We start from the raw sequence: 15,900 nt of genomic DNA, 5'->3' as shown, positions 1-15,900 counted from the left end.
CTTAAACTCCCATAGCCTTAGCGGTTATCCAACGTCTGAGGGGGGCGGTTAAATTTAGTCCGATTAAACCTGCTGCACGTGCATGACCTAAAAGTGGGGTATCGTTGGCAAACAAGGCTATTAAGCCATGACTAAAACCTATAACGCCTGCTTGATCACCTTGCCTTGCTGCTTGCCACTTTTCCAGTAAGGGCAGATCACCTGGATGAAAGGCTAGGCCTTGTTCTCTTGACTGCTGAGCACCCTTAGCAAGCGCTTCTGCCAGAGTTATAACGCCTCTTATAGCAAGGTTGTAGCCTTGTCCTGCAACTGGATGAAGGTAGTGTGCTGTGTTACCCAGCAAAACCAAGTTTTGCCTTACCTGTTCTTTAGAGCGTACTTTTTTTAAGGGGTAGGCAAAGCGCTCACCCACCTTTTGAAAACGCCCAGCCCTATTACCAAAGCTTTTTTGAATGGCTTGTAGAAATTCAGCATCGCCCAATACAGCATCGTTTGCGGCTTGTTCGTTAGTGCGCGTCCAAACTAAAGCCATATCACGACCCGCTAAGGGTAATAAAGCCATAGGACCATCGGCAGCAAAGCGTTCATAAGCCCAGCTTTGGTGTGGCTTAGACATGCGTACATTAGCGATAATGGCTGTTTGTTCATAATCATGCACGTCATCAGCTATACCTAGCTGCTGCTTGATTCCAGAGCGACCACCATCAGCCAAAATAACTAGTTTGGCTTTTAGTGCTAGTGGTTTATCTTCTAACTCGCCTTCTAAGAACGCCTGTTCAGGGTTGGGAAAGCTAACGTAATGAATAGTAGCTGGCGCTAAAACTTGCGTATTTTTTGCTGCCGCCAAACCTTGCCACAAAACTTTACCTAACCAAAGGTTAGGTACTACATAACCCAAGGCAGCAACCTGTTGTTCAGTGTTGTGTAATTGGCTTGACCCTAAAAAACCTCGATCAGTAATTTGAATGTGTTTTATGGGGTTGGCATGCTCTTTTAAGTCTTGCCATAAACCCAGTTGTTCATAAATTAACCTAGTGCCCCAAGAGATAGCGGTTGAACGTGCATCAAAACTTGGCTGCCAGTCTTTAATGCTGGGTTCATCCCTTGGGGGTTGGTTTTCTATTAGACAGATTTTCCAGTTAAGCTTTTCTGCTAAAGGCTGTAGTGCAATAGCCAAACTAGCACCCACCAAGCCTCCACCTACAATTGCTAGGTCATATTCTTGTTGCTGCATAAACTTCACCCTTCATCAGGCCTTCTATGCCCTCAATGGTTTTTGGAACAGCGCTGGTTAAAACTTCACAACCGGTTTCGGTGACTAAAACATCGTCTTCTATACGTATACCTATGCCGCACCAAAGTGGGTCTATACCTTGTTGATCAGGCGCAATGTATAAGCCTGGCTCTATAGTAAACACCATGCCTGGCTCTAATAAACGTGCTTGGCCTTCTTGCCGGTAAAGCCCTACATCATGCACATCTAAGCCTAACCAATGACTTGTACCGTGCATATAAAAGGTTTTATAGGCTTCAGCTTCTATTAAGTGTGGCACCTCACCTTTTAACAAGCCTAGTTCAACTAGGCCAGTCACTAAACAGTGCACACTAGCCTGATGCAGTTCCTCAAGGGTAACACCCGGTTTAGTTAAGCTAATGGCCAGTTGATTAGCTTTTAACACTAGGTTGTAAAGTTGTTTTTGCTGCAAAGAAAACACACCACTTACTGGAAAAGTGCGGGTAATATCACCGGCATAACCTTGGTACTCAGCACCTGCATCAATTAATACTAGGTCACCCTTCTGTATTACATCTTTATTTTCGACATAGTGCAGCACACAAGCGTTTTCACCTGAACCAACAATGCTGCCATAAGCTGGCCCACTAGCGCCTTGCATTTTAAATTCGTGTTCTAACTCTGCTTGTAGCTGGTATTCATACATACCTGGACGGCAAACTTGCATTGCACGATTATGAGCCTCTGCAGAAATGCGTGCCGCCTCTTTCATTAATTCTATTTCTTCTGGGGTTTTGATAAGGCGCATTTCACCTAATTGCTGACTCAAATCAGTTATTCTATTGGGTAGGCTAGCTTGTTTTCTAAACCTTGCTCTTGCTTGCTGACGCCAAGCGAGATAGCGTGAATAAAGGGCTTCATCTTCAATGGGCATCCAAACTTCGCTAGCTTCCACTAATAGTTTTGGTAACTGGGCATCTATTTCTGCCAGGGTAAAAGCCTTATCAAAACCTAGTTGAATAACTGCTGCTTCTTGACCAAGACGAACACCTGTCCAGGTTTCCATTATTTTATCTTTAGGTTGGTTAAATAGTAGCTGCTCTCCTAAAGTAGAACCCTTCATGAGCACCAACAAAGCATCGGGTTCATTAAAGCCTGTTAAATACCAAAAATCACTGTCTTGCCGAAAAGGGTGCTCCGTATCTCGACTTCTGGTGACCAAGGTTGCTGAAGGTACTAGCAACAAGGCCTTGTCAGGCAGACTATCCATAAGTTGCTGACGACGCTTAATAAAGGTTTCTACAGGAAGGTGTTTCATTGTTGCTCCAGCAATAACCTAGTGCAGGTTTCTTGGGTTTTTAGTTTGCTCTACCTGAGGCTGACCTGGGTGTAGTTCAGTATAGAGCAGCATAATAACCATACGGACAAACTCAGTAATGGCTGTTAAATCTTTTTCATTTTCTTCATCAGCAGGCAAGTTTTCTTTATCTAGGGCGACAAGCCTTTCTAAATCTTGCAAACCTTCTTGTGCCTCTGCGGATAGTTCAGTTACTTCTAGCTTGGCAGCTTTTAGTGACTTTAGAAAACCTTGCGCCCACTTAACTAAAGCTTCAAAGCGTTCTTCTAGTTCATATAACTCATCTGGCAACAAGGGTTCAAAATCTAAACTGCTAGCACTCAACTGCTCTAGGGTTTGGTCTAATAGCTTTAGTGCTAGTTGCTTGTCTAAACCTTCTAACTGAGTTGTTTCATTACCCAGTAGTTGAGCAAAAAGAACTAACCACTGCTCACGCGGAAAGCGTTCTTGTCCACAAAGCTGACCAGCCAAAACTCCATGAAAAAGTGAGGGCGATTGAAAACAGCGATGGCGCAAACATAAGTCTGCCAGCTCATCAAAATCAACAGTAGGAACTTGAGCCTTTTCAGACGACATAAAATTTTCTCATCTTTTCAAATAATTAATAGATTTTACAGAAGTAGCGTATAGTTACTAGCAGTGCGACAATTGACCAATTACTGAGGTCGCATTATAGTGTTTTATTGCTTTATAAGGGCATTGGAGCCAGATGTATGAGCAGTGACAAGAATACCACTGAAATTACCCTGCTGGATCGCAAATACTTGATTGCTTGCTCAAAAGACGAGCAAGACAGTCTTTTGCGTGCCGCCCAATATTTAAATAAAAAAATGGCTGATATACGCCATGCTGGTAAGGTACTTAGCTTAGAACGCCTAGCCATTATTGCTGCGCTAAATATTACTCATGAGTTTTTGAATTTAGATGAAGCTAACCTTAGCAAGGATGCCAAGATAGTTCAGCTTAACCATAAGATGGATTCAGCAATAGCAGAACTCGATACTCTTGTTGAGTCACGAAAAGTCCCATAAAGCTTTTATTATTTGTTAGACTAAAGGCAACCCTGGGGTGTTGGCCAGTTGTCCAAGTCCTCGAGCCTATGTTGTACCAACTGGGAGTATCCCTGACTTTACTCGTGTGCAGGTCCGCCTAGTAGCGGAAAGCCTTAGGTAAATCGGTCACTTCCACCTTGAACTTTACGGTTCAAGGAATACGACGACAGCGGCACCTTGGGGCCTATACAAGACCTACTATGCAGCCTTCTTCCCTTATTAATCGTTCCTCTTTGCGTCGCCATTTAAGACAAAAGCGCCGCCTGCTCACTACACACCAACAAAAGCTAGCTAGCCGCCAAGTCTGTCAGCTAGTGAGACAACAACCTTGGTTTATTAAGGCTTCAAGTTTAGCCATATACATGGCTGTCGATGGTGAAGTCGACCCCTTACCTATTGCACTTATGGCGCAGGGTATGGGTAAAAAGGTTTATTTGCCTGTTTTGCACCCTCTCAATACCAACCACTTATTATTTATTCGTTTTACACCCCAAACACCACTAGAGAAAAACCGCTTTGGTATTTTAGAACCCCGTTTAAAGGGTTATGGTCTAAAGCGAGCAAATAGCTGCAGGGTGCAAGCATTAGATTTGCTACTGATGCCTTTAGTTGGCTTCGACTCACAAGGTGGTAGGCTAGGTATGGGAGGAGGTTTTTACGACCGCACTTTGGCAATAAGGCCTAATGAATTTAAACGACCCAAACTTATAGGGTTGGCACATGAGTGCCAAAAGGTAGAGCAACTTCCTCTTGAACCTTGGGATGTTCCTTTAACGGGAATAGTAACTCCTTCCCAAGTTTACCCAACTTAACTCAAAAAGAAGCTTTGTGCGTAACCAGTCACTAACAGGCCTAGAATAAACACTAGTGCTAACACCAGCATTAAGTCAGGTTTCTTTTTCATAGTACTACCTTCCAGCTTAACTTAAATATGCATTTATTTAAGCATGACAATATTTTTACAAAATAAGAACTAGCTAAGTCAGGCTTCTAGCTAGAAAACCCTTGTGATTACAAGGTTAAACTAATTTATTACTTTTATAACCCTAGAACAAGTGTACTAATGTATTTTTTACACGTTCTTAGGTTAATTTGTGAGCTAGATCCCAGTTAGCGTAAAAATAGTTGGTAAGCAGGGTTGTCACTTTCGCGCCAATAGCGGTAACTAATTTTATCTAGGTAAGCCTCTACATTTGGCCTATCACCATTGGGTACTTGTAAGCCTACTAAAACACGGCCGTAGGCAGCACCATGATTACGATAATGAAAAAGTGAAATGTTCCAATCTTGACCAAGGTTGTTAAGAAAGTTCAGCAATGCCCCTGGGCGTTCTGGAAACTCAAAACGATAAATTTCTTCATTACAGTCTGAAGGCGTGCGCCCACCACCTAGGTGGCGAATATGCAGCTTGGCTAGCTCGTTATCTGTTAAATCTACTACTGGATAACCGGCTTCCTTTAACAGCAGAATAAGTTCTAATCTGTCTTCGCCACCCTGTTTTACTTGAACCCCCACATAAACCTGTGCATTGTCTGGGTCGGCATAACGGTAGTTAAACTCAGTGACCATACGGCGACGGCCAATAATTTTGCAGAAGTTTTTAAAGCTACCGGGGCGCTCTGGAATTCCAACCGCTAAAATGGCTTCACGTTTTTCACCTAGCTCGGTACGCTCAGCTATATGTTGTAAGCGCTCAAAGTTGGTATTAGCACCTGAATTAATACAAATAAGGTTACTAGCGGTAATGCCTGTTTCTTCAACGTATTTTTTTAAGCCAGCTAAAGACAAGGCTCCTGATGGCTCGGCAACCCCACGGGTATCTTCAAATATATCTTTAACTGCTGCGCACATTTCATCGGTATTAATGGTAATAACTTGATCAACGTAGTTTTTACAAATTTTAAAAGGTTCTTTACCGATTTGCGCAACAGCTACTCCTTCAGCAAAAATACCTACCTGATCTAAGATAACTCGCTTACCTTTATCTAAGGCGGCTTTTAAACAGGCGGCATCTTCTGCTTCTACACCAATAATTTTAATTTCTGGGCGTAGGTATTTTACATAGGCCGCTATACCTGCAATTAAGCCACCACCACCCACGGGTACAAAAATGGCATGAATAGGGTTGGGGTGCTGGCGCAGTATTTCCATACCCACAGTGCCTTGGCCTGCAATAACGTCTGGGTCATCGTAGGGTGGAACATAGGTATAACCATGTTCTTTAATCAGTTCTAGGGCGTGTTCTAAGGCTTCATCAAAAGCATCGCCTTTTAAAATAACCCTTGCACCTCTGGCCCTTACTGCCTGAACTTTAATATCAGGCGTAATGCGTGGCATTACAATGACGGCTTTAACACCCATCACTTTAGCCGCCATAGCTAAGCCCTGAGCATGATTACCAGCAGAAGCAGCAATAACGCCCTTGGCTTTTTCAGCTTCTGTTAGCTGAGCCATTTTGTTGTAAGCACCACGTATTTTAAAAGAATAGACTGGCTGTAAGTCTTCACGCTTAATCCACACCTGATTATTCAGGCGTTTAGACATAAAGCGTGCTTCAGATAACGGGGTTTCTAGGGCAACATCATAAACACGTGCCTGTAGAATTTTCTTTACGTAATGCTCAAGCATGATAGGGCTTTTCCACTAATAACCTTAGAATTGAATAACGCACCATTGTGTCGTTTTGCTGCGCTTGCGTCTAGTAAACTTGTCTGGCGATTTTTGTGCTTGGCTTCTTGTTATACTGCACAACAATTAATGACTCGCTAACCTAGGTACCTAAAAATGAACCAAAATGAAATGAAGCAGGCTGTTGCCAAGGCTGCACTTGATGAAATTCGTCATCAATTAGAAAAAGACATGATTATTGGTATTGGCACTGGCTCTACCGCTAATTTTTTTATTGATGAACTAGCCAAGCTTAAACAAGACTTTGATGGTGCGGTGGCCAGTTCTGAAGCCAGCGCTAAACGCCTAGAAGCTCACGGCATTCGAGTTGTTGATTTAAACTCAGCAGGTCAGTTACCTTTTTATATTGATGGTGCTGATGAAGTGAATGGCCGCCTACAAATGATTAAAGGTGGTGGTGCAGCTTTAACGCGTGAAAAAATTGTAGCCGCTTGCAGTGATACTTTTATTTGTATTGCTGATGCCAGTAAAAAAGTGGATATTTTAGGTAACTTCCCTTTACCCGTTGAAGTGCTACCTATGGCGCGTAGCCATGTTGGGCGTGAACTAGTAAAAATTGGTGCCGATCCACAATGGCGACAGGGCGTAACAACGGATAATGGCAACTGGATTATCGACTGCTACAACTTTATGTTGGATGACCCAATTAAGCTTGAAAGCATGATTAACAATATTACTGGCGTGGTTTGTAATGGCATTTTTGCCCATCGCCAAGCCGATGTTTTGCTCTTGGGTAGCTCGGAAGGTGTTGAGCGTTTGGTTTATCCAAAAAAATAGTAGCAAGCAAATAATAGCTATTAATCAAGGCAACAAACTTTCAACAAGGGTTAGCTGTTTATTCATAGCGCCCTTGTTAGCTTCAACTACGGCTAGTGCTGCATTTGTCATTACCTGACAAACCATTTTATCTGCCCAAAGTTGTTCGAGCAATAAAGGCAATTCTTCAGCACGTTTTACTTCTTTTAAGCTATCGGCTTGGCGCAGTATATCGGCTACTTCACTAAAGTTTTGTAAATGTGGCCCAGTAATCACCGGCACACCCACGGCGGCTGGTTCTAATAGATTATGCCCACCTATGGGTTCTAAGCTACCTGCGACAAAGGCTAAGTCTGCCAAGGCGTAAAGCAAGAGCATTTCACCTAGCGTATCGCCTAAATACACTTGCGTTGTTGCATTAATCGGTTCTTCTAAACTACGCCTTGCTAGGCTTAAACCTTTATCTTCAATTAATTTAGCTACGGCATCAAAGCGTTGTGGGTGGCGGGGTACGAGTATTAATAATGCATTAGGCTGCTGGGCTAATACTTGCTGGTGAGCAGCCAATAAAGGCGCGTCTTCTCCTTCGTGGGTACTGGCAGCTATCCAAACAGGGCGTTCACCGATAGTTAACTTTTCTTTTAACGCAGCTAGTTGTTGCTGAAAATCACTAGGTAATTGCAAGTCATACTTAATACTGCCCGTGACTTCCACTCGGCCTTTAGGAAAACCTAAAGCAATAAAGCGTTCGGCATCTTCATCAGACTTAGCTGCTAAATAAGTGATTTTTTTTAAGGCATCCGCCATTAAAGGGCGTATTTTTTTATAAGCGGTAAAGGCCTTGGGTGATAAACGACCATTGGCAATAATCAGCGGCACACCGGCTTGGTGGCAGGAATGAATCAGGTTGGGCCAAATTTCGGTTTCAAAAATAATGCCTACCAAAGGCTTTAAGGTTTTAACAAATCGCTGGGTATTCCAAGGTAGGTCTAGTGGTATTAGGTAATGCCTTGCTTCAGGTAAACGCTGCCTAACTTGGGCTGCACCTGTAGCAGTCATAGTAGTAACTACCAGCTGCTTGGTCGGGTGACGCTCTTGCAAGGCTTTGAGTAAAGGTTCTGCCGCCAACACCTCTCCCATAGAGGCACAATGCGCCCAAATTACTGGCTTTTCAAAAGGCGATAAATGCCCTGCACGTTGGCGCTCTGAAAACTCATTGACCTTCTCACGCGCCATACGCTTTTTAGCCCAAGGTGAAAGTAAAGTTAATAAAGCTGTATAGGCTAAACGTGACAGGGAGAGCATTGGTTATTACCTAGGTTAGTTTTTATCCAAAATAGAGCGCACCATCGCCGTTGTAGATACACCATCGACAAAACTCAGCACTTTGACTTCACCACCGGCCGCTAAAACGGTATCTGCACCAGCGATGTCTTCTACTTGGTAATCACCACCTTTAACTAGAACATTAGGCATTAATTGAGCAATAATTTCTGCTGGCGTATCTTCTTCAAAAGGGACTACCCAATCCACTGATTGCAAACCAGCCAAAACACGCATACGTCTGTCTAAGGCATTAATGGGGCGTGAAGGGCCTTTTAAGCGGCTCACTGAAGCATCAGAGTTAACCGCTACAATAAGTCGATCGCCTAGCTTACCTGCTTCTTCTAGGTAGGCAACGTGCCCTGCATGAAGTAAGTCAAAACAACCGTTGGTGAAAACAACTTTTTCACCTTTATTTTTTGCCATAGTGACAAGCTTAGCTAACTGCTCTGCTGGCAATACACCATATTCCAACAGCGTATCACTGTGTAATGCTGTATAGATTTCACCCATACTAACGGTAGCAGTGCCAGGCTTGGCAACCACTAAACCAGCGGCCAAATTAGCCAGCATCATCGCTTCAGGAAAATCATGCCCTGAAGCCAAGGCCAAACCGAGTACTGCTATAACGGTATCACCAGCACCGGTTACATCATAAATTTCTTGGGCATGGGTTGGTAAGTGTATAGGAGCAAGGTTTTCTCGAATAAGAGTCATACCCTTTTCGCTACGCGTAATTAATAAGGCTTCTAACTCTAACTCGCTTCGTAATACTTCACCCTTTTGCTCTAACTCTGCTTCGTCTTTACATTCACCTACCACCGCTTCAAATTCACTAAGGTTAGGTGTTAAAACACTGGCTTGGCGGTAAATAGAAAAGTCATGCCCTTTAGGGTCAACCAATACCCTTTTACCCGCTTTACGTGCTAGCTGTATCATAGCTTGCACTTGGCTAAGCGTACCCTTGGCGTAATCAGATAAAATGACTAGATCCGTATTTTCTAAGCCCGCAGCATAAGCGGTCAAAAGGCTTTCTCCAGCTTCTAGTTTTTCTTCAAAATCTAAACGGATAAGCTGCTGATTTCGGCTCATAATTCTTACTTTAGTAACCGTTGGCTGAGAATCAGAGCGATCAAAGAAAGTTTTTACGCCTAGTTGCTCTAAACGGCTGTCAAGAATACGCGCATTGTCGTCTCGACCTACTATGCCTGCTAAGCCAGCATTAGCCCCTAGGCTTACTAGGTTTAAAGCAACGTTAGCTGCACCCCCAGGGCGATCGTCTTGGGACTGCACTCTTACCACTGGTACAGGTGCTTCAGGAGAAATGCGTGTAGTTGCCCCTTGCCAATAGCGATCTAGCATCACATCACCAGCAACCAGTACATTTGCCTGCTCAAAGGCTGCAAAGTTAATTTTCATTGATATAAATCCTTAAGGGTTCTCTAAACCTTTATTAGCAGCGATAAGATCTAGTTTTTCTATAATATCTTGGGCAGTAATTAAACTCATGGCATCGGGGCTTCTAACCCGTTTACCCCACGCAACAGTCGCTAGAGACTGCTTTAAATATTTAGCCACAGCTTCTGGGTAACGATTTACTACATAATCATCAAACCAAGGGCCTGTGCGTGCAGGGTTGCTGGTTGCATACAAGCCCAACGCAGGTTTGCCTCTAGCCGCTGCCATATGAATAGGACCAGAATCAGGTGCTATTACCAGCTCAGCACCATCAATTACAGCCAACAGGGTTTTTAAATTGGTTTTGCCCATTAAGTCTAAAATTTTGGATTGCGAGTGCTTAATTATTTGTGCGGTAGCATTTTTTTCTAGTTCTGTTTGTCCACCTACTAGCACGGTAGTTAGGCCATAGGTTTGCTGGGCATAATCTATAACCTCTGCCCAACCTGCAAAGTCTTCCCAATTACGCCAGTTACGTTTTCTAAAACTACTGCAAGGGCTAATCACCAAATATTTTTCTAAACCAACCACCAGTTGTTTAGCTGTGGTTTGGTCTGCCTCTGGTACAGGAATCTTCCATTCTGGCTCTGTTTTAACTACACCTAAATAATGAGCAAAATCCATAAAGCCTTGGCCAACTCGGGCATTAGGGTTGGCAGGAATTTGTTCGTTAACAAACCAGCTTTGATTATCTTTAGCCCTTGCAGCATCAAAACCTATACGGTGTTTAGCAGGGATAAAGCGGGATAAAATGCTCGCCCTTAAGGCTGCTTGCATGTGTAACAAAATATCAAAAGGTTTACCTTTACGCTTAGCCATTATTTCTTGGCGTAATGCCCACATACCTTTTAAGCCAGTTTTTTTATCGTAGATAAAAAAGTCGACACCTTCCAAGCCAGCCAGTAAGTTATACTCAGCACGACCAATAACCCAGGTAATATTTATTTCTGGTTGCTGCTTTTGCAAAGCTCGAACGGCGGGCACTAGGTTGCAAACATCACCTAGTGCAGAAAGCCGCAAAATACATAGATCACCAAGTTTAAGACTGGACGACAAAGACGGCATGAGTAATTTCCAACAGCTAAAAGATAAGGGATTGGTTATTCTATATGACACTGCACAAATCCCACAAATCAGCGCCGACTGGTTCGACTTAAATTATTGGCAAACACAGCAGGCAGTTATAGGCGGTGCACCCGGGCGAGGCACTAGCCTATTTATAGAAACCCCCGCCGGAGAAGCTGTTTGGCGACATTACTACCGAGGTGGCTTGGTCGGTCGCTGCATTAAAGACAGCTACGTTTGGCAAGGCTTAGAGAAAACGCGTGCTTGGCAAGAATTCAAATTAACTGCCCAGCTATTAGCTAGGGGTTTACCTGTCCCTACCCCTCTTGCGGCCTGTGTTAAACCTAAAGGTTTGTTTTATACCGCAGATTTAATAACCCTGCGTTTACCGGCTGCCCAGCCTTTAATGGACTTTTTAGAAGCTGACAACGCATCCAAACTAGCAGACTTATTGCACCAAGTTGGCAAAACTGTTCAGCAATTTCATGCAGCAGGCCTTAATCACGTTGATTTAAATCCACGCAATATTTTAGTTAACCCTAACCTTAATAAAGTTTGGTTAATTGATTTTGATCGCTGCCAACTAACCAAACCCAACTTCAAGCTAGCTGCTAGCAATATTACTCGGTTAGAACGTGCCTTTGCTAAATTGAATGCAAATAAAACCAAGCTCTGGTTGCAAGCTTTTATGGCTGGTTACGCTAGCTAGCTGTAAGCAACACCCACTTGCAAAAAAGCTGGCTAACTTCACCTAAACCTCTACAAAAAACTGTAACACTAGGGTCATCTAGTTACTTTGAAAACAGGGTTGTTTATTTATGCGACTAATCCAAGTTTGCCTTAATAATGATTATGATGGCCAGACACAACAAGCTGAAATGCTAATTCGTACCCTAGCCGAAAAAAAAATAAAACAGCTTTTAGTTTGCCGTAAAAATTCAGCGCTACACAACCGCTTGAGCCACCTTCGTAACCTGCCCCTAGTTACTGTAAATAACCTTTGGTCAGGGCATTTTAAAGTTCCAAGAAAAGGGTTAGTGCATGCGCACGACCTAACAGCAGCCAAGTGGGCTAGTTGGCAAAACCGTTTGCGTGGTACTCCTTGGTTAATGAGTTGGTACTTTCCAGATGAGGCTTCCATTAACCCACTCAAAAAGAGCCTATTAAAAAATGCCCAGGCACTACTCGTTAACTCTATCCCTGTAGAGCTAGCTATGCGCGAAAAAGCCTACTGCGCAGTTAAAAGGCTACCTAGTGCTGTATTCCCCTTAGATACCAACCCCATGGCTATGACTCAATTACGCAGCCATTATCAAGGCCGCTTTGTAATAGGTCACAGTGGTTATATTTCCGCTGATGGTAATCAACAGCTGTTACTCGAGTGTGCTGAAGCACTTCAAAAAGACCTACCTAATATTATTTTTGTTGTTTTAGGTGAAGGACCACAGAAAAACAAACTAAAAAAAGCGAGTGATGGTTTACAAAATATTGACTTTGTAGGTGAACCTAAACACCTAGGTGACTATTTTTCTATTATGAATATCTATATTGATCCAGCTAACCAGGCGGAGTCTTTTACGGGTTTACTTCATGCAATGAACTTCCATATTCCTGTTATTGCTAGCAGGGTTTCTGGTTTTACAGAGTTTATAAGGCACCGTAGTAATGGCTTACTTTTTAAAAAGAATGATGTTGATTCTTTAATAGAAATGATCAAAGTTCTTTATAACAGTGTGCCACTACGTACTCGTATAACACGAGATGCCCATGGCCAATTAAAAGATGCTACACCTGAAAAAGTTAGTCATAAAAACCTTGCTGTTTATGCTGCTTTAATTCAGAACCTGAAAGCTAAAAAAGGATAAGGTATAATCTAGCCCATTCATCTCCATTCACCGATGCAAGGGCAGTTTTGACCATGAACTCGTCAGCGCCAGATGTCTCAACTTTTCAGGGCTTAATTCTTGCCCTACAACAATACTGGGCCAATCAAGGCTGCGTTATTTTACAACCCCTTGATATGGAAGTAGGTGCAGGCACCTTTCACCCAGCCACTTTTCTTAAAGCCTTAGGCCCAGAAACTTGGAACTCAGCTTACGTTCAACCCTCGCGCCGCCCTACCGATGGTCGCTATGGTGAAAACCCTAACCGTTTACAACATTACTACCAGTTTCAAGTGGTAATGAAGCCTTCACCTAAAGACTTCCAAGAGCTTTATTTAGGCTCTTTGCGCATGATGGGCGTTGATCCTCTAGTGCATGACGTGCGTTTTGTTGAAGATAACTGGGAATCGCCCACGCTTGGGGCTTGGGGCTTAGGCTGGGAAGTCTGGTTGAATGGCATGGAAGTAACTCAGTTTACCTATTTCCAACAAGCCGGTGGTATAGAGTGCTACCCAGTCACCGGTGAAATCACCTACGGGCTAGAACGCATTGCTATGTATTTGCAAGGTGTTGATAGTGTTTATGATTTAGTTTGGACCCTCGACCCTGAAGGCAAGCCTGTTACCTATGGCGATGTTTGGCTACAAAACGAACAAGAGCAAAGTGCTTACAACTTTGAACATGCCGATGTTGATGCGCTTTTTGCTTGGTTTGATCAGTGTGAAAAAGAATGCAATAAACTCCTTGCTGCCAAACTGCCACTACCTGCCTACGAACAAGTGTTAAAAGCCTCACATACTTTTAACTTGTTAGATGCACGTCATGCTATTTCAGTTACCGAACGTCAGCGTTTTATTCTGCGTGTTCGAACCCTAGCTAGAGAGGTAGCAGTACTTTATTTTAATACACGTAAAGCTGCTGGTTTCCCCTTAGCTCCCAAACAACTAGCTGAAGAAGTGTTGGCTCAACTGGCTTCTGATGAGGAGAAAGCATAATGGCAGCTGCAGATTTACTACTTGAATTAGGTTGCGAAGAACTACCCCCTGCTTTATTAAAACCCCTGTCTGAAGCCTTGATGACAAGTATCGAAAGTGGCTTAACTGAAGCAGGTATTCCTTTCGCCGCCACTGACGTTTATGCCACACCGCGTCGCTTAGCTGTTATTGTTAAAAACTTAGCTAGCTACCAACCCGATCAAGCCATAGAGCGCCGCGGACCAGCTTTAGCCGCAGCTTATAAAGATGGTCAGCCCAGTAAAGCTGCTTTAGGCTTTGCTGCCTCTTGTGGCGTAGCGTTAGATACTTTAGAAAAACTGGAAACAGATAAAGGTAGTTGGTTAGTTTTCCGTGCTACCCAAAAAGGGCAAACAACAGCAAGTCTCTTACCTGAAATAGTAACCAAAGCCTTTGCTAACCTGCCAGTACCTAAGCGTATGCGCTGGGGTTCAAGCCGAATTGAATTTTCTCGCCCAGTACACTGGTTAGTGCTTTTACACGGAAACCAGGTTGTACCTGCTGAAGTGATGGGTTTAACGGCTGACCGTCTTACTTTTGGTCACCGTTTCCATGCACCAGAAGCGATTCAACTGGTTGACCCTGCCGCTTATTTACCTAGCTTAAAAGCTGCCAAGGTATTGCCCTCTTTTGCAGAGCGCCGTGAAGTGATTCACCAGCAGGTTTTAACCGAAGCTAAGCAACACCAAGCAACGGCTGTTATTGACGAAGACTTGCTAGATGAAGTCACCGGTTTGGTTGAATGGCCGGTTGCTTTAACAGGTAGTTTCGAAGAGCGTTTTTTAGAAGTGCCTGATGCCTGCTTAATTTCTTCTATGAAAGCCAATCAAAAATACTTTCACATGGTTGATGCTAAAGGCGCTTTATTACCTTTATTTACTACCATTAGCAACATTGAAAGCCATGAGCCAGCAGTCGTCATTGCTGGTAATGAAAAAGTCATTCGTCCACGTTTAGCCGATGCCGCTTTCTTTTTTGAGTCAGATAAAAAGACCCCCCTAGCAAGTCGTTACACCGGCTTAGAAAGTGTCGTCTTCCAAAAACAGCTAGGAACTTTAGCCGATAAAAGCCAAAGGGTTAGCGTTATCGCACAAGCCATTGCTAAAAAGATCCAAGCGGATTCCAAGCTTGTTGAGCGGGCAGCTTATTTAAGTAAGTGCGACTTAAACACTGAAATGGTTTTAGAGTTCCCCGAGTTGCAAGGCATTATGGGTGAAGCCTATGCTATCCACGATGGTGAGCCTGCGGAAGTTAGTCTAGCTTTACGAGAACAGTATTTACCTCGCAACCCTAGCGACAGCCTTCCAACCTCTGGTGTAGGTACTTGCCTAGCTTTAGCAGACCGTTTAGATACTCTAACCGGTATTTTTGGTTTAGGCCAAAAGCCTAGCGGTGCTAGAGATCCTTTTGCTCTACGTCGCGCCGCTTTAGCCGTGTTAAATATTTTGGTTAATCGCCAGCTAGACTTAGACCTTAAAGAACTCATTCATCTAGCGCTAGAGCAGCATAAAAACTTGCCTAAGGCTGCTGAAGTAGAAAAAGAACTACTCGATTACATGCTTGACCGCTTCCGTGCTTGGTATCAAGCGCAAGCCATTGCTACTGGTGTTTTCTTGGCAGTGCGTGGTCGAGGTGTTACCCACCCTTATGACTTTGACCGCCGTGTACAAGCCGTTGCTAGCTTTAGCAAGCTAGATGAAGCTGCTGCTTTGGCCGAAGCAAATAAGCGTGTTAATAACATTCTTAGTAAGCAAAACTACTCAGCAACAACGGAAGTTAACAGCAACCTCTTAACTGAAGCTGCTGAAATAGAACTAGCTAAGCAGGTAGCAGCTAAAAGCTTAGAAGTTGCACCTCATTACGCTAAGGGCGACTACCAAGCTGCCTTACATTGTTTAGCTGGCTTACGTGAAGCTGTAGATAATTTCTTTAATGATGTGATGGTAATGACAGAAGATGAGGCTGTACGGAATAACCGCTTAGCTTTGTTAGCTTCCTTACAAGCTTTGTTTATGCACACAGCTGACATAGCTCAACTGCAACACTAATAACTAATTTGGGGCCTTAAGGG

14 protein-coding genes and 1 other RNA gene are annotated in these 15,900 nt (G+C 43.5%); 8 read left to right on the top strand and 7 right to left on the bottom strand.

Annotated elements, in window-relative coordinates; genetic code table 11:
- Position 1: 1 nt before the first annotated feature.
- Genes ubiH through H571_RS14265 form a run of 3 tightly spaced genes read right to left on the bottom strand, consistent with a single transcriptional unit; the run spans position 2 to position 3,167 of the window.
- Positions 2-1,234 carry a 2-octaprenyl-6-methoxyphenyl hydroxylase gene (ubiH, locus tag H571_RS0104990; protein WP_036217598.1) on the bottom strand — a complete coding sequence of 411 codons (1,233 nt, stop codon included), beginning with the start codon at positions 1,232-1,234 and terminating at the stop codon, positions 2-4.
- Positions 1,215-2,552, bottom strand: coding sequence for a Xaa-Pro aminopeptidase (gene pepP, locus H571_RS0104985; protein WP_027848351.1), 1,338 nt, complete (start codon positions 2,550-2,552; stop codon positions 1,215-1,217). The genes ubiH and pepP overlap by 20 nt, the downstream gene beginning before the upstream one ends.
- An 18-nt stretch (positions 2,553-2,570) precedes the next feature.
- A complete protein-coding gene (locus H571_RS14265; protein ID WP_036217596.1) occupies positions 2,571-3,167 on the bottom strand; it encodes a UPF0149 family protein in 597 nt (198 codons plus the stop codon).
- Positions 3,168-3,304: 137 nt separating this feature from the next.
- Between H571_RS14265 and H571_RS0104975 the strand changes: the two genes are divergently transcribed.
- From H571_RS0104975 to H571_RS0104970, 3 genes are all read left to right on the top strand, one after another.
- Positions 3,305-3,622: a cell division protein ZapA gene (locus H571_RS0104975; RefSeq protein WP_027848350.1), complete on the top strand. Its 318-nt coding sequence runs from the start codon at positions 3,305-3,307 to the stop codon at positions 3,620-3,622.
- A 26-nt stretch (positions 3,623-3,648) separates the two neighbouring features.
- A non-coding RNA gene (ssrS, locus tag H571_RS15755) (6S RNA) lies at positions 3,649-3,831 on the top strand.
- A 12-nt stretch (positions 3,832-3,843) separates the two neighbouring features.
- Positions 3,844-4,455, top strand: a complete 612-nt coding sequence (locus H571_RS0104970) for a 5-formyltetrahydrofolate cyclo-ligase (protein WP_027848349.1) — start codon at positions 3,844-3,846, stop codon at positions 4,453-4,455.
- A 298-nt stretch (positions 4,456-4,753) separates the two neighbouring features.
- Here H571_RS0104970 and ilvA read toward each other — a convergent pair whose 3' ends face one another.
- Positions 4,754-6,271: a threonine ammonia-lyase, biosynthetic gene (gene ilvA, locus H571_RS0104960; RefSeq protein WP_027848348.1), complete on the bottom strand. Its 1,518-nt coding sequence runs from the start codon at positions 6,269-6,271 to the stop codon at positions 4,754-4,756.
- A gap of 156 nt (positions 6,272-6,427) precedes the next feature.
- On the opposite strand from ilvA, the gene rpiA reads away from it, so the two are divergent.
- Positions 6,428-7,108: a ribose-5-phosphate isomerase RpiA gene (gene rpiA, locus H571_RS0104955; protein WP_027848347.1), complete on the top strand. Its 681-nt coding sequence runs from the start codon at positions 6,428-6,430 to the stop codon at positions 7,106-7,108.
- Positions 7,109-7,132: 24 nt separating this feature from the next.
- Here the strand turns inward: rpiA and waaA are convergent, their stop codons facing one another.
- The 3 genes from waaA to H571_RS0104940 are packed head-to-tail and all read right to left on the bottom strand — an operon-like array spanning position 7,133 to position 10,933.
- Positions 7,133-8,392 carry a lipid IV(A) 3-deoxy-D-manno-octulosonic acid transferase gene (gene waaA, locus H571_RS0104950; RefSeq protein WP_027848346.1) on the bottom strand — a complete coding sequence of 420 codons (1,260 nt, stop codon included), beginning with the start codon at positions 8,390-8,392 and terminating at the stop codon, positions 7,133-7,135.
- 15 nt (positions 8,393-8,407) lie between these two features.
- A complete protein-coding gene (hldE, locus tag H571_RS0104945) occupies positions 8,408-9,829 on the bottom strand; it encodes a bifunctional D-glycero-beta-D-manno-heptose-7-phosphate kinase/D-glycero-beta-D-manno-heptose 1-phosphate adenylyltransferase HldE (protein ID WP_027848345.1) in 1,422 nt (473 codons plus the stop codon).
- A 12-nt stretch (positions 9,830-9,841) separates the two neighbouring features.
- Positions 9,842-10,933: a glycosyltransferase family 9 protein gene (locus H571_RS0104940; RefSeq protein WP_036217593.1), complete on the bottom strand. Its 1,092-nt coding sequence runs from the start codon at positions 10,931-10,933 to the stop codon at positions 9,842-9,844.
- Between H571_RS0104940 and H571_RS0104935 the strand changes: the two genes are divergently transcribed.
- The 4 genes from H571_RS0104935 (at position 10,932) to glyS (ending at position 15,877) form a co-directional block, all read left to right on the top strand.
- Positions 10,932-11,642, top strand: a complete 711-nt coding sequence (locus H571_RS0104935; RefSeq protein ID WP_027848343.1) for a 3-deoxy-D-manno-octulosonic acid kinase — start codon at positions 10,932-10,934, stop codon at positions 11,640-11,642. The genes H571_RS0104940 and H571_RS0104935 overlap by 2 nt on opposite strands.
- A gap of 109 nt (positions 11,643-11,751) precedes the next feature.
- Complete coding sequence (locus H571_RS0104930; RefSeq protein WP_027848342.1) at positions 11,752-12,798, top strand: glycosyltransferase family 4 protein; 1,047 nt, start codon at positions 11,752-11,754, stop codon at positions 12,796-12,798.
- Positions 12,799-12,851: 53 nt separating this feature from the next.
- On the top strand, positions 12,852-13,811 hold the full coding sequence (gene glyQ / locus H571_RS0104925) for a glycine--tRNA ligase subunit alpha (RefSeq protein WP_027848341.1): 960 nt from the start codon (positions 12,852-12,854) through the stop codon (positions 13,809-13,811).
- Positions 13,811-15,877, top strand: a complete 2,067-nt coding sequence (gene glyS, locus H571_RS0104920; protein ID WP_027848340.1) for a glycine--tRNA ligase subunit beta — start codon at positions 13,811-13,813, stop codon at positions 15,875-15,877. Before glyQ ends, glyS begins: the two co-directional genes overlap by 1 nt.
- The last annotated feature ends 23 nt before the right edge of the window (positions 15,878-15,900 follow it).

Origin of the sequence: Marinospirillum minutulum DSM 6287 (genome assembly GCF_000422325.1) — a bacterium.
In the GTDB taxonomy this organism is placed as follows: domain Bacteria; phylum Pseudomonadota; class Gammaproteobacteria; order Pseudomonadales; family Halomonadaceae; genus Marinospirillum; species Marinospirillum minutulum.
The sequence above is the reverse complement of the archived record's forward strand: the minus strand, read 5'-3'. Positions and strand labels throughout refer to the sequence as shown.

Excerpts from the sequence above, each read along its gene's own strand:
- H571_RS0104970 (WP_027848349.1), top strand. The coding sequence starts at position 3,844 with ATGCAGCCTTCTTCCCTTATTAATCGTTCCTCTTTGCGTCGCCATTTA.
- ubiH (WP_036217598.1), bottom strand. The coding sequence starts at position 1,234 with ATGCAGCAACAAGAATATGACCTAGCAATTGTAGGTGGAGGCTTGGTG.
- H571_RS0104940 (WP_036217593.1), bottom strand. The coding sequence starts at position 10,933 with ATGCCGTCTTTGTCGTCCAGTCTTAAACTTGGTGATCTATGTATTTTG.
- ilvA (WP_027848348.1), bottom strand. The coding sequence starts at position 6,271 with ATGCTTGAGCATTACGTAAAGAAAATTCTACAGGCACGTGTTTATGAT.
- hldE (WP_027848345.1), bottom strand. The coding sequence starts at position 9,829 with ATGAAAATTAACTTTGCAGCCTTTGAGCAGGCAAATGTACTGGTTGCT.
- H571_RS0104975 (WP_027848350.1), top strand. The coding sequence starts at position 3,305 with ATGAGCAGTGACAAGAATACCACTGAAATTACCCTGCTGGATCGCAAA.
- rpiA (WP_027848347.1), top strand. The coding sequence starts at position 6,428 with ATGAACCAAAATGAAATGAAGCAGGCTGTTGCCAAGGCTGCACTTGAT.
- glyQ (WP_027848341.1), top strand. The coding sequence starts at position 12,852 with ATGAACTCGTCAGCGCCAGATGTCTCAACTTTTCAGGGCTTAATTCTT.
- H571_RS14265 (WP_036217596.1), bottom strand. The coding sequence starts at position 3,167 with ATGTCGTCTGAAAAGGCTCAAGTTCCTACTGTTGATTTTGATGAGCTG.
- H571_RS0104930 (WP_027848342.1), top strand. The coding sequence starts at position 11,752 with ATGCGACTAATCCAAGTTTGCCTTAATAATGATTATGATGGCCAGACA.
- pepP (WP_027848351.1), bottom strand. The coding sequence starts at position 2,552 with ATGAAACACCTTCCTGTAGAAACCTTTATTAAGCGTCGTCAGCAACTT.
- waaA (WP_027848346.1), bottom strand. The coding sequence starts at position 8,392 with ATGCTCTCCCTGTCACGTTTAGCCTATACAGCTTTATTAACTTTACTT.
- H571_RS0104935 (WP_027848343.1), top strand. The coding sequence starts at position 10,932 with ATGAGTAATTTCCAACAGCTAAAAGATAAGGGATTGGTTATTCTATAT.
- glyS (WP_027848340.1), top strand. The coding sequence starts at position 13,811 with ATGGCAGCTGCAGATTTACTACTTGAATTAGGTTGCGAAGAACTACCC.